This is a genomic window from Bradyrhizobium retamae (genome assembly GCF_001440415.1).
Taxonomy (GTDB): Bacteria; Pseudomonadota; Alphaproteobacteria; order Rhizobiales; family Xanthobacteraceae; genus Bradyrhizobium; species Bradyrhizobium retamae.
This window is the reverse complement of sequence record NZ_LLYA01000124.1, coordinates 1-12,626: the sequence shown is the minus strand read 5'-3', so window position 1 is coordinate 12,626 and position 12,626 is coordinate 1. Positions and strand designations below refer to the sequence as shown.

At 62.7% G+C, this 12,626-nt stretch carries 13 protein-coding genes; 6 read left to right on the top strand and 7 right to left on the bottom strand.

Going from position 1 to position 12,626, the window contains the following annotated elements; all coding sequences use genetic code 11:
- Nucleotides 1-93 precede the first annotated feature (93 nt).
- Nucleotides 94-705 (bottom strand): phasin family protein, encoded by a 612-nt coding sequence (locus tag CQ13_RS47125; protein WP_057843698.1) that lies wholly within the window; start codon nt 703-705, stop codon nt 94-96.
- Nucleotides 706-920: 215 nt separating this feature from the next.
- Between CQ13_RS47125 and CQ13_RS15315 the strand changes: the two genes are divergently transcribed.
- The 3 genes from CQ13_RS15315 (at nt 921) to CQ13_RS15305 (ending at nt 4,009) form a co-directional block, all read left to right on the top strand.
- Nucleotides 921-1,124, top strand: coding sequence for a hypothetical protein (locus CQ13_RS15315; protein ID WP_057843697.1), 204 nt, complete (start codon nt 921-923; stop codon nt 1,122-1,124).
- A gap of 247 nt (nt 1,125-1,371) precedes the next feature.
- The gene (locus CQ13_RS15310; RefSeq protein ID WP_057843696.1) at nt 1,372-2,502 is read left to right on the top strand and encodes a glycosyltransferase; all 1,131 of its coding nucleotides are present in this window, start codon (nt 1,372-1,374) and stop codon (nt 2,500-2,502) included.
- Nucleotides 2,503-2,509: 7 nt separating this feature from the next.
- Nucleotides 2,510-4,009: a glycosyltransferase family 39 protein gene (locus tag CQ13_RS15305; protein WP_057843695.1), complete on the top strand. Its 1,500-nt coding sequence runs from the start codon at nt 2,510-2,512 to the stop codon at nt 4,007-4,009.
- Between the two features lie 11 nt (nt 4,010-4,020).
- Here CQ13_RS15305 and CQ13_RS15300 read toward each other — a convergent pair whose 3' ends face one another.
- Complete coding sequence (locus CQ13_RS15300) at nt 4,021-5,916, bottom strand: CHASE2 domain-containing protein (RefSeq protein WP_057843694.1); 1,896 nt, start codon at nt 5,914-5,916, stop codon at nt 4,021-4,023.
- Nucleotides 5,917-5,926: 10 nt separating this feature from the next.
- A complete protein-coding gene (locus CQ13_RS15295) occupies nt 5,927-6,448 on the bottom strand; it encodes a FecR domain-containing protein (protein ID WP_057843693.1) in 522 nt (173 codons plus the stop codon).
- Nucleotides 6,449-6,747: 299 nt separating this feature from the next.
- On the opposite strand from CQ13_RS15295, the gene CQ13_RS15290 reads away from it, so the two are divergent.
- The 3 genes from CQ13_RS15290 to CQ13_RS15280 all read left to right on the top strand — a co-directional run bounded on the left by CQ13_RS15290 (nt 6,748) and on the right by CQ13_RS15280 (nt 10,520).
- Nucleotides 6,748-7,443 (top strand): DUF899 family protein, encoded by a 696-nt coding sequence (locus CQ13_RS15290; protein WP_057843692.1) that lies wholly within the window; start codon nt 6,748-6,750, stop codon nt 7,441-7,443.
- Nucleotides 7,444-7,829: 386 nt separating this feature from the next.
- Nucleotides 7,830-8,987, top strand: coding sequence for a DUF2778 domain-containing protein (locus CQ13_RS15285; RefSeq protein WP_082637487.1), 1,158 nt, complete (start codon nt 7,830-7,832; stop codon nt 8,985-8,987).
- A gap of 771 nt (nt 8,988-9,758) precedes the next feature.
- The gene (locus CQ13_RS15280) at nt 9,759-10,520 is read left to right on the top strand and encodes a Crp/Fnr family transcriptional regulator (protein ID WP_057843691.1); all 762 of its coding nucleotides are present in this window, start codon (nt 9,759-9,761) and stop codon (nt 10,518-10,520) included.
- A gap of 90 nt (nt 10,521-10,610) precedes the next feature.
- On the opposite strand, the gene CQ13_RS15275 is transcribed toward CQ13_RS15280, so the two are convergent.
- The 4 genes from CQ13_RS15275 to CQ13_RS15260 all read right to left on the bottom strand — a co-directional run.
- Nucleotides 10,611-10,808, bottom strand: a complete 198-nt coding sequence (locus tag CQ13_RS15275; protein WP_057843690.1) for a hypothetical protein — start codon at nt 10,806-10,808, stop codon at nt 10,611-10,613.
- 24 nt (nt 10,809-10,832) lie between these two features.
- Nucleotides 10,833-11,045: a hypothetical protein gene (locus CQ13_RS15270; protein WP_057843689.1), complete on the bottom strand. Its 213-nt coding sequence runs from the start codon at nt 11,043-11,045 to the stop codon at nt 10,833-10,835.
- Between the two features lie 210 nt (nt 11,046-11,255).
- Nucleotides 11,256-11,708: a phasin family protein gene (locus tag CQ13_RS15265; RefSeq protein WP_245309191.1), complete on the bottom strand. Its 453-nt coding sequence runs from the start codon at nt 11,706-11,708 to the stop codon at nt 11,256-11,258.
- Nucleotides 11,709-12,093: 385 nt separating this feature from the next.
- On the bottom strand, nt 12,094-12,626 hold a 533-nt coding region (locus CQ13_RS15260), incomplete at its 5' end, for a TCP-1/cpn60 chaperonin family protein (RefSeq protein WP_283807508.1).

Sequence of the window (12,626 nt, the reverse complement as noted above, 5' to 3'; positions counted from 1 at the left end):
GCTCATAGGCGTGGTCCCCTGAAAAAAGCCCCGGAAAACCGGAGCCTTTTGCTTCCACCCACTTCCACCCAGTTGCGCCGGACCACGTGAACGTCAGGACTTGCCGTGCGGCGCCCGCGTAGTGCCCGTCAGTCCCTTGAAGGGTTGTTCGAGGGTCTGCTTGGCGAGTTTGGTGTGGAGTTCGCAGATCTTCTGCGACTCGGCCACTGACGTCTCATAAGCCCGCTTCACAAATTCGCTTTGAACCGTCATCGCCTTGTCGAGCGAGCGAACGCCGCTGAGCTGCTCGACAAAGGACCCGAAATCCTCGAGCGATTTCCTTGTGTAGTCGCGATAGGCGTTCGCGATGGTCTGCAGGCTGACCGGCGCAGGCTCCGCCGCGGGTTCGACTGGCGCGGACGGGATCGAGGCAGCCTCGGCTGGCGCAGGCTCGGCCGGCGAGGGCGCCGGGGTCGGTTGCGGCTCGGGCGATGCGGCGACGGCTGGTTCGTCGATGGCCGGCTGATCGACCTTCGGGCTTTCCGCGTGAACCGGCTCGCGCTGCAGCGGCGGATCCTGATCCGGGTTTTGCAGTTCAACCGGCGCCGGGCGCGCTGTTGGGCTCACGGTCGGGTTCTCTTGGGGAGCGACCTTTTTGCCCCGCTCTCCCTTCCGGTTGCGCCGTCCGGATTTCCCGGTCGGCTTGCCCTGATCTGCATTCGACATCTGCTTCCCCTATTCCCTGTCAAATCAAAGGTCGAGACTCCGCCATGTTTGCGATCTAATCGCGGTTCTTGCTTGTCGGATGCGCGGCACTCGCGTGGTCAGATTTTGAAAGGTGGACTCGAAGGCCGATTTTCTCAATGTCGACTCAGGGACTATTCCTCCACGTGCTTATTCCATGATATCAGTTCCCGGTCAGGCGTAGGGGAACGTTGAGTATGAATTCGCAGTCATTCGCCGGTCTTTTGGGAGCCATCGTCGCCTCGGTCGTGATGGTGGTCGCCGTCGCCTACGGGCCGATCGGCCAATATGGAAAGCCCGCCAAACCGGCCAGCATCCAGCAATCGGCGCCGGTGCAGATGCAGCCGGTTCCAGTTGCGCCAGCGCCGCGCGGGCCGGTGATTCGGGAAGTGCCGAATTAGAAGAGACGGGATGCCCCTTGCGGAACGCGGCGGTGTTCCCATGTTACATCTAACGGCGACGTTGACGCTTCAAGACTCCGGCGCTGGGACGACCATGAATAGTTTGGCTGCGCCGGATGTACGCGCGCCTCTGTTCGTGGTCGTTGGCATTTTGAGCTCTTCCTTAAGGCCGTTTTTCCTCGATTGAGTGGCTGTTCCGGAACCCCGCCTTGGCATGTGAGGCGGCTGCGGATATACGCTGGCTCCCATGAATGACGCCATCAAACCGGGCCCCGAAACCCCGTCGCAGGCCGGTTTGCCTGAGCTTTCGGTCGTCGTCCCGACATTCAACGAACGCGACAACGTGACGGTGCTGTACCGGCGCCTGGAGGCGACGCTGGCCGGCATCGCGTGGGAAGTCGTCTTTGTCGATGACAATTCCCCCGACGGAACTTGGGAAGTGGTGCGGGGGCTGGCGCAGAAGGATTCCCGCGTCCGCTGCATCCGCCGGATCGGGCGACGCGGACTGTCGGGTGCCTGCATTGAGGGTATCCTGGCATCGAGCGCGCCCTATGCTGCGGTGATCGACGCAGACCTGCAGCACGACGAAGCGCAATTGCCGAAGATGGTCGCGCTGCTGCGGAGCGGTGAGGCGGAACTGGTTGTCGGCAGCCGCTATATCGAGGGCGGTAGCGCCGACAGTTTCAACAAGCAGCGGGCAGGCGCCAGTCAGCTTGCGACCGAGGTCGCCAAGCGCACGCTGAAGGTCGAGATCGCCGATCCCATGAGCGGCTTCTTCATGATTCGCCGCGATCGTTTCGAGGAACTGGCGCCGCAGCTCTCGACTCAAGGCTTCAAGATCCTGCTCGATATTGTCGCCTCTGCGCAGGGTAATTTGCGCACCATCGAAATTCCCTACTCCTTCGGTTCGCGCCAGCACGGCGAAAGCAAGCTCGATTCCATGGTGGCGCTGGATTTTCTCGGCCTGGTACTGGCGAAGCTGACCCACGACGTGGTGTCGCTGCGTTTCCTCTTGTTCGCAATGGTCGGATCGACCGGCCTTGTCGTCCATCTCGTGGCGCTGTTCATCGCGCACGAAATCTTCAATGCCCGGTTTGCTGAGGCGCAGGCCATTGGTGCGCTGGTCGCGATGACCAGCAATTTCATTCTGAACAATTTCCTCACCTATCGCGACCAGCGGCTGAAGGGATTTGCGATCTTGCGCGGCCTGCTGCTGTTTTATCTGGTGTGCGGCGTCGGCCTGCTTGCCAATGTCGGCGTGGCGTTCTCGATCTTCGAGCAGGAGCCGATCTGGTGGCTCGCGGGGCTTGCCGGCGCGCTGATGGGCGTGGTCTGGAATTACGCCATGTCCGGTATGTTCGTCTGGCGCAGGCGATGATCGGAAGATGACCTCGAACGAGGCGCGGGTTGCCCTCAACACGGGTCTGGCGATCCTGGCGCTGATCGCGCTACGCCTGATCGCTGCCGCGTTCACGCCGATCACCTTCGACGAAGCCTATTACTGGATGTGGTCGAAGCATCTTGCCGGCGGCTATTACGATCATCCGCCGATGGTCGCCGTGGTGATCCGGCTCGGCACCCTGATCGCAGGCGATACCGAATTAGGCGTGCGGGTGGTCTCGATCCTGCTGGCGCTGCCGATGAGCTGGGCGATCTACCAGGCCGGCGCCATCCTGTTTGGCAGCCGGCGCGTGGCGGCCTCGTCGGCAATCCTTTTGAACATCACGCTGATGGCGGCCGTCGGCACCATGATCGTGACGCCGGATGCGCCGCTCCTGGTGGCGTCCAGTCTCCTGCTGTTTGCGCTCGCCAAGGTGCTGCAGACCGGCCGCGGCGTGTGGTGGCTGGCGGTCGGTGCAGCGGCCGGCTGCGCGCTCTTGTCGAAGTACACCGCACTGTTCTTCGGACCCGCCATCCTGATCTGGCTGATCGCGGTTCCCAAGCTGCGGCACTGGCTGGTCTCGCCCTGGCTTTATCTCGGCGGGCTCGGTGCGCTAGCCCTCTTCGCGCCGGTCATTCTGTGGAACGCCGAGCACCACTGGGTTTCCTTCATCAAGCAGATGGGGCGGGCGCGGATCGAGGATTTCCGCCCGGTCTATATCGCTGAACTGATTCCGACCCAGATCGCGTTTGCGACGCCGCTGGTCTGGATCCTCGGCGCAATGGGTCTCTACGCGCTTCTCCGCCGCCGGGCCGGCGCGCTGCCGGCGTGCACGCTGGTCAACCTGATGTTCTGGATCATCGTCGCCTATTTCGTCTGGCATTCGCTGCATGCGCGCGTCGAGGCGAACTGGTTTGCGCCGGTTTACCCGGCGTTTGCCATCGCCGCCGCCGTCGCCGCCCATCTGGTCGAGTGGGAGCCGGGCTGGCAGCGCCTGGTCGATTTCTGCCGGCGCTGGGCCGTGCCCGCCGGCGTCCTGATGTTCGTGCTGCTGGTCGTACAGGCCAACAGCGGCGTGCTGTCAGGTTATCGCCGCGATGCCACAGTGCGCAGCGTCGGCATCGGCTGGCGCGAAACTGCCGCAGCGATCGAAGCGGCGAGGGCGCGAACGGGAGCCACATGCGTGCTCGCCTCGGATTACGGCACCACCGGCTGGCTCGCCTTCCATCTGCCGAAGGGCACTTGCGTGGCGCAACAGAACCTGCGCATCCGCTGGGTCAACATGCCCGAGCCCGATGCAGCGCGGCTTGCCGGCCCGTTGCTCTATGTCCGCGAGGTCTGGCCGGGGGATCCTCCGTTGAGGGACATGTTCGCCAGCGTGGAGAAGATCGGGGAGGTCGAGCGCAGGCGTGGCCCGCTCGTTATCGAGACTTATGCGCTCCATCTCCTGCGGAACCCGAAGGGCGACGTGTTCGACCGCAGGCCGCCGCCGGAATTACAATAAGACGCGGCCAGTCACTCGGCGGCGTCGCGATGCGTGCGTTGGTCCAGCGTGGGGCGTTCGCTCCGCCACAGCCAGACCGCGAGCGAGCCTGATCGGCCGCGAATCTGCGCTTCGACGGGGCCGGCAAGGCTTCCGGTTTTCAGCCGCGCGCCGGTGCGTTTGGCCGCGATGCGCAACGTATCGCTGAGCGCCAGCCTGACATCGTGGCGGGCCGCCACCTCCATCAGCCGGCTCGCCACGTTCACGGTGTCGCCGGTCGCGGTGATGTGCTGATGGTTGCGGCCGCCGAGCCGGGATGCGACGATCGGCCCGTAATGCGCGCCGATCTTGAAGCCGATCCGCACGGCGATCGGCGGCGGCAACGCTTCGATCCAGCGTTCGGTCTTGACGCAGAGCGCGATCGAACATTGTGCCGCGCGCGTAGCGTCATCCTCAGCCGGCTGCGGCAGGCCGAACAGGATCATGGCGCCGTCGCCGAGAAAGCTCGTGATCATGCCGCCGCATCGCGTCGCTTCCTTGTCGACCAGCGCGTGAAATTCCTTCAACAGCCCCCGCGTGGCATCCGGATCGAGCGTTTCGCTGAGCGAGGTAAATCCAGAGAGATCGACGAACACGACCGCGGCATTCTGCCGTACCGGAGCCAGCAGGAAGTCAGGATCGCGTGTCAGCCATTCCTGCAAGCCCGGCGTCTGGAATTGTTCGAGCAGCCTGTTTTGTACGGCGAGATGCTGGGCGCTACGCCGGCCCCACCATAGCTGGACCGCGCCGAACAGCATGAGCGGCGGCGCTGCTGCGGCAATGGTCGTCGCGGCGTCGAGCCAGATGCCGTGCGCGAAAGCAATCGTGTTCGCGGTCGCCCATGCCAGCACGACCGCGCTGACCGCCACGAGACCGATCGGGTTTCGCCGCCACACCAGCAAACCGACCAGCAACATCGGCAGCAGGATCGCCGTGATCGCCCCGGCGATGCGAACCGTTTGGTTGCGCACGAGGCCGTCTCCTGCGATCAGATGCGTAATCGCAGTGGAAATGATTTCCACCCCGGGCATCAGTGAATCGAACGGCGTCGGAAAGAAGTCGCCGGCGCCGGTTGCGGTCGCGCCGAGCACGACGATGCGGCCCTGTATCGCTTCCTTGTCGATCTGGCCGTCGATCAGACTGGCAGCACTGATCGTGCGAATGGTTTGGCGTGGGCCGTAATAGGAAATCGGCAGCGCATAGTGGGAGGCGGTTGGGATCAGCCGATCGCCGAACCTGAGACGGTCGGGCTCGATCGTCAGCGGTTGGTCGATCGCGATCGATGCGACACGGAGCGGAAACGACAACTCGATCTTGTCGCGCGTCCGGAACAGCATCGGCACCGAGAGCGGCGTGCCGGTCTGGCCCGTCGCAACATTGGCGATACCGACTTCCGCGCGGTCGGCGAATGCCGGCAGCGGCAGCAGGAAGCGGCTGGCCTTCGGCAGGCGGGCCAGTGGCCCATCGTTTTCCGCGGAAGGCTGAACGGTGTTCGAAAATACCGCAGCCGCTGCAAGGACCGTTGGACCCGCCGCGACCGATTTCGCGAGCGCCGCATCGCCATCGGCGGGTCCCTTGTCGATCAGCAGGAGATCGATCGCGATGACTTTCGGCTCCAGCCGCGCGATCGCCTCGACGATTTTGGCTATCTCTGCGCGTGGCAGGGGATAGGTGCCGACGAGTTTGACAATGGTGTCGTCGATCGCAACGATCGTGACGAGGTCCGGCGGCGCCTTCACGCCGCGCACCAGCGTGCGCACGTCGGTCAATGCCGACTCGAGCCGGTCGAGAAACCGCAAATGGCCAGCCGAATGGCCGAGCCATATCGCGCCTGCCCATAATCCCGTGCAAAGCAACGCAACCAGAATATGAAGGCGTCGACGGCTCATTCGTTCGCTTCTATTGTCCCAATCTTGCCATCAGGGCCGCAACGCGCGCGGGCGGCCAGCGCTTTATGATCAACTCGCCCGACGGCTCGACATCGACGCCATCACCGGCGCCGAGTACGACGCTGCCGCGGCCAGCGGGCCGCGCCACGCGCACGCGTCCGTCGACGACGAAGACCGACGTCTTTGTACCTTCGGCGTCCACTGTCCATTTGGTACCACGCACCGCGGCAATCGCCTGTGGCGTCATCACCTCGAACCTGACGCGTCCCGGCTTCTTCGGCACTTCGAGCAGGAGAGCCTTGTTACTGAGTTCGACGGAATCGACCTGGCCATCACGGTTACGGTCCCTGAGTTCGAATTTCGCGCCGTTTTCGGCCACGATCGTGATCGCGGACTGGCAATGCAGTGTTTGCGTCCCGTGGGCCGTCGATGCGGACGTGCAGCCTGATTTTGCCGGCTGCGCCGCCGCAGGTCCGGCGAACAGCAGCATGCCTGCGAAGGCGATCGATCCGGCGCGGGCCAGCATTGTCATGGCGGCTCCCTCTTGGGGTGCGGCGAAACAGAGGAGTAGGACGATACGGTGCCGTATCAAGCGCCGCGATCCAATGCAAAGCCAATGGTAGACGATAGTATGTCTGCCTTCGGCGGGTAAGGTTCGGCGAAGTCTCCCGATCCGGCAGTTCGGCAAAAAGATCCGGTAAATCAGCGCAGAAACGGCTCGAAAAGGACCGAAACGGCGACCGGAACATCGAAGTTTTCCGGTGCGTAGGTGTAGGACCGACGGGTGGCGAAACGTCTTGTAACCACTCGACCACAACCGAGGTGTTTGCCATGTCCAGTTCCGCACTGAAACCAGCCGTCGAACTCGCAAGCACGAGGCGCGTGCGCTTTCCCAACGAGAGCACCGAATATCGCCGCGTGCGTGAACAATTGCTGGCTGAGGAGATTGAACTGCGCCGTCACATCGAACGGGTCGCCGAATTGCGCCGGGAGTTGCCGCCGGGCGGTGCGGTGACGAGAAGCTACGAATTCGAAGGCGAGGCCGGCAAGGCGACCTTGTCGGACCTGTTCGGCGACAAGCAGACGCTCGTGATCTACAGCTACATGTTCGGCCCGCAGCGCGAGCAGCCGTGCCCGATGTGCACGTCCTTCATGAGCACTTGGGAAGGCAAGCTGCCCGACCTCGAACAGCGCATCGCCTTCGTGTTCGTGGCGCGTTCGCCGATCGCGCGATTGATCGAGGCGAAGAAGGCGCGCGGCTGGACTCGGCACAGGATCTATTCGGACGCGTCGGGCGATTACACGCGCGACTATGTCAGCGCGGCGGATGCCGATGTGCCCGGCTACACCGTGTTCACGCGGCGTGACGGCAGCATCCGCCATTTCTGGTCCGGCGAGATGGGACCATCGACCGCCGACCCCGGACAGGACCCCCGCGGCGCGCCTGACATCGATCCGCTGTGGACCATTCTCGACACCACGCCGGAAGGGCGCGGCAAGGACTGGTATCCGCGGCTGAGCTATTAACCTAGACTGCCAGAGGTGATCGCCCCGAGCACGCCGGCCCGATCAAGGTCCAGCACACGCTGCGTCCGTTGGCGGTAGCGATGGCGGGCGAGAACGAGTTCTATCCGTTCAAGGATTGAGGCCGAACTTGGCCCGTTATGGGACATCTGGTTGTTACGTCGCGCCGGGTGTCCCTGATTGGGACCAACGCCCGCATCATTGCGGGGAAATTTCTCCAATAGTTCCATGGATTTGAGCCCGCCTTAGATCCGCCCGCGTTTAATCCGGATTTAACTAAAAGTCGCCTTAATGACGCTCTGTGCCTCTGCGAGATGCTGCCCGGGGACATATCCGGACGCGGCATCAAAGGGGGACTTGGTGGAATGGTTGTTCTGGGCGTTGTGTGAATGAGTAAGCGTACGCGTGCGTTCGGTCCTGCGGCCCGCAGCCGCGGGAAATCCTCCCGCAAAGGCATTCCCCAGTATTTTCTCGGCGGTGTCGCGGTCGCAGGCCTCGTGCTGGGCTGCGCCTGGACCGTCTACACCAACGTGCTCGGCGCCAACATCTATCCATCCGTGAACAACGCCGGCTTCGAGGCGCCCGCCGTCAACAGCCCGAGCACCGTCGCGGCGCATGCCGTGCGGCCGGCCTTCAATGAGATTTTCGCCTCGCTGCCGCAACAGTCGCTGGTTCTGCCCGCCCCGGAGGACGTCGCGAGCTCGCTGATGTTCAACGAAAGGTTCGGAGCCGCCGCCGCGCAAGGCGAGCCCTCGAGAGCGGCCGAATTTAAGCCCGTCGAACCGACGAAACTGGCGGAAGCTTCGGCGCCGGCCGAGGCGCCGAAAGCCGTTCAAGCATCGAAGCCCGTGGAAGCGGCGAAGCCGAAGATCTCCGCTCCTGCCACCAAGCTCGCCTTGAACGCACCTGCGCCAGCGCCAGCAGAGACCGAAGCCAAGACGGCGAAGACGTCCGGCTCCACCGTTCGCGACATGGCGCAGCGCGCCAAGGCCGCCGTGATGTCGATTGCTTCCAACGACAAGCAGACCATGGTTGAAAAATTGTGGGGCAAGCAGCCTTCGCAGAACTCGCTGCTCGCTTTTGCATCCGCCGACGCCAACGTCACCGGGAGCATCATCGATACGCGAAGCCAGAACCCGATGATGGGCGGCTCGCCGCCCTATGATCGCCAGACCGCGGTCTACGACATTTCCGCGCGCAAGGTCTATCTGCCCGACGGCACCCAGCTCGAGGCGCATTCGGGACTGGGCTCGAAGATGGACGATCCAAAATATTCGCATGTGCGGATGCAGGGTGTGACGCCGCCGCACATTTACGAACTGAAGCCGCGCGAGGCGCTGTTTCACGGCGTGCCGGCTCTGCGGCTGACGCCGATCGGCGGCGAGGAAAAAATCTTCGGCCGCGATGGGCTGCTCGCGCACAGCTACATGCTCGGGCCGAGCGGCCAGTCCAACGGCTGCGTGTCGTTCAAGGACTACTATGCGTTCCTCGACGCCTATCGCAACAAGGGTATCCGCCGGCTCGCGGTGCTGGTGAAAGTCCAATAGGCGGATGCGGCCAAGTCGTCGCTCTGCTACGCGCAATGACGAGGACGGATTTGACCCAAGAGCCTAACGTCGGATGTCGTCCCTGCGAACGCAGGGCTCCATAACCACTGCTCGTGGTTGTTGGGATCGCGAGCTCCAGCTTCATTTCCCAATTCGCATTTGTGATTATCGCTCCCTGCGTTCGCAGGAGCGACACACTGAGACACACTGAATATGACTTCGTGATCTCGCGGCGCATTGCGCCCGAAGTTGCTCTTCACTTCCCGCCCTCTCATTCAGAGACCGCAGGGAAGACCGGGTGCTGGCTGCTCCCGCGGTTTCATGTGCCCGTAGCACAGGCAAAGCGACGACGTCCGCCATAGCTCCCTGAAGGGCCGGCAGTACGCCGAGGTGCGTCGCTTCCGGGTTTTGCATTCTTGAGAACAGCCTGAGCCGCACGGATCGGAAGTTTCAGAAATGGAACAGTCTTTTGATCGCGATTTTGTCGTAGGCCGGGATGGAACCATACGGTCCCCGTAAGCTTACGGTGTTACCCATGCGCATTTTGCGGTTGCGTCTGGCGACCCATTTGCATCTAACTCTTTGAGACGCCGCGAGCAGTCTGCCTCGCGCCGGAACGTTTGGAGTTTGTCGAGCGAGAGCATGTTGAGTGAGTACGCGTAAGAAAGGCATTTTCAAACTCATGTTAAAGCTCGCGTGCCAAGACGCTCCAGACGGAGATGGTTGCGGACGCCTCACCAAGGGTTTTCCGCAGTGACGTCTCGCCGCGGAATGGGAAATCGCCTTCTTGCAGCATTGCCGGCGTCGGACTTCGATCTGTTGGAGCCCGAGCTTGAGGCAATCGCGCTCAATCAGGATGCGGTCCTTTCGCGGGCGGGTGACGCAATCGAGTACGTCTACTTCCCTCATAGCGGCGCCATCTCGCTGATGATCGACATGGCTGACGGACACACGGTCGCTACCGCCGCAGTCGGGCGTGAGGGGGCAGTAGGCATGCTTTCGGTGCTCGGGCCGTCACCTTCGGATATGACCGCGGTCGTTCGTGCGGCGGGCACCGCCTTTCGGATTCCCGCATCGCGATTTCACGCCGCTTTCAACCGGAGCCCCGCGATCCGGTACGCGGTCCAGATTCACGTCAGGGCGATGCTGATGCAGCTTCAGCTCGGCTCGGCCTGCAATGCGCTTCACCCGGTCGAGGCGCGCATGGCTCGCTGGTTGCTCCAGCTTCGCGACCGCGTCGACCATGATGTGCTCCCGCTCACCCAGCAGGCGCTGTCGCAAATAGTCGGTGTACGACGCACGACCGTAACACTTCTGATGCGCAAGCTGCGAGCCCGTGGCGCGATCAGGTCCGATCGACGAGGCATGATCGAGATCGATCCGGCGCGGCTCGCGGCGGTCGCATGCGAATGCCACAACGTCATGCATCTCGCAGTCGAGGAGATGTTCGCGCTCCATTCGGCCCGATCTCGCGCGGCGGTTCTGCCGGAAGATCGGCGGATTCCGGGAATTAAATCGGGCGGAGCCATCTAAGCGCGTTTCAGCGACCGCTCGACCTTCCGCGTCGCGACTTGCTGCTGCGGCATTCCGGAACGCACATCGAAGGGTGGATTCTCCGCCAGATCAGGTTCTTTGCCGCCGATCACGTTCGAGCGCTGACTCGGATGTCGCCTCGAGCTTCGCAATTTCGCGCAGCACCTTCGCTGTCTGGCGCAGCTCGTCGCGCTCAGGGCCCGGCTTCAGCCGTCGCGCCTCGTCAAGAATGTCCTTTGCCTGTAGCAGCCAGGCGGAGGTTTCGGTTGAGACTTGCATGCGCGCCATAGCGTCCCTCCATCGCGATCATCACTAGATCTGTGTCGGTGCGCTGCGATGCCGCACACGGATGCCCGGCTCGTCGACCCAGGCTTCACGGGCAAACCAGGCGTGATCGGTGTGGCAGATCACGCAACGGGTCCGTGAGAAGAACACTGCGCTGCGGCTGAAGCTCTCGCGATCAGTCTTGATGCCGGTGGGAATCGCATGTCCGGTCCGCGGACATTTGACCATGACCATTCCCATATCGCCCTCCCTTGAGATTGGTTTCTTGTTTGAGAAAAGCACCGGCCGGTTGGAGTGCGCCACTTGTCGGTGCGGGTTACTTGGGGGGCATCGCGCACCGCGTCTGATCGAGCATCGGGTAGTGGGCCCGCATGCTGATCGCTTGGACTCGTTCCAACCGGCCGGATCCCTCCTTGACGTAGTCTCGGGTGTGAATTGAACGCCGGGCTTTTAGCCGGCTTTGTGGAGAACCTTGGTGAAGTGCTTCCTGATCGGCTCACCTGTTTCCGTCGCAAGCTTCTGGGTGAGCACCCACAATTCCCTGTTCTGGTCAGAAGCGGTGTCGAACGCCTTGCGCGCGTGCGCCGCGGATACGCTAAGAACATCAGTGGCTGACTTGCTGCCGGACAGACGTACGAAGAAATCGAGCGTGGAGGCGGCATTGGCGTTTGAGATTTCGAGCAGCTTGAGCCCGTAATCGGTCGCGCCCCTCGCATTGCTCGAATAGCTCTCGCGCAGCGCTTCCGTCATCTCCTCCGAAGCGGCCTTGATTTTCTCGCAGCCTTCACGTGCGCGGGCGAAGCCCTGCTCGGTAAGCTCGCTAACCACGCCAGGCGCGGCGATCTTCGAGAAGTCCAACCATGGCATTCCGACAATATGCGTTCCGTTCGACGTGGCTTTCATTTCGCTTTCACTCACGGCAAGATTACCTTTCTCAAGCGAAAGCATTCCTCGCAACGCGCGCTTGCGTCACGAGAGCTCACGCTCCGCGTTAGATCAGATTGTGGATGAGGATTCTTATCCAGCCCTCGGGGTTACTTTGCCCAGGAGAGTTGGGACTGTCGGTTCGGTTTGCGACTCTCGCGAAAAGTTTTTTTGAAGTTGTCAACGCATACGCTGGTATAGTTTACACAGCGCTGTGCATAACTGGGATATCTCAAGCAGCGGGAAGGTTTTGCGTCAGCGTGATGTTGCAGAGACACCGCGCCGTTGCGGTCGGATCCTCCCAAACAAAAACCCCGGCATTTCTGCCGGGGTTTTGCATTCTCGTATCGCCTGAGTGGCTGGATCAGAAGTCCATGCCGCCCATGCCGCCGCCTGGGGGCATTGCGGGGCCGCCGGCGTTCTTCTTCGGCAGTTCGGCGATCATGGCTTCGGTGGTGATCAGGAGAGCCGCGACGGAAGCCGCGTTCTGGATCGCCGCACGGACCACCTTGGTCGGGTCGATGATGCCCTTGGAGACCAGATTGCCGTATTCGCCGGTCTGCGAGTCGAAGCCGTAATTGTACTGCTCCTTCTCGAGGATCTTGCCGACGATGACGGAGCCGTCTTCACCGGCGTTGATCGCGATCTGGCGGGCCGGCGCGGAGAGCGCCTTGCGCACGATCTCGACGCCGGTCTTCTGGTCGTCGTTGGCGGTCTTGATGCGCTTGAGCTGCTCGGACGCGCGGAGCAGGGCGACGCCGCCACCCGGCACGATGCCTTCTTCAACTGCCGCACGGGTCGCATGCATCGCGTCATCAACGCGATCCTTACGCTCCTTGACTTCGACTTCGGTCGCGCCGCCGACGCGGATCACCGCGACGCCGCCCGCGAGCTTGG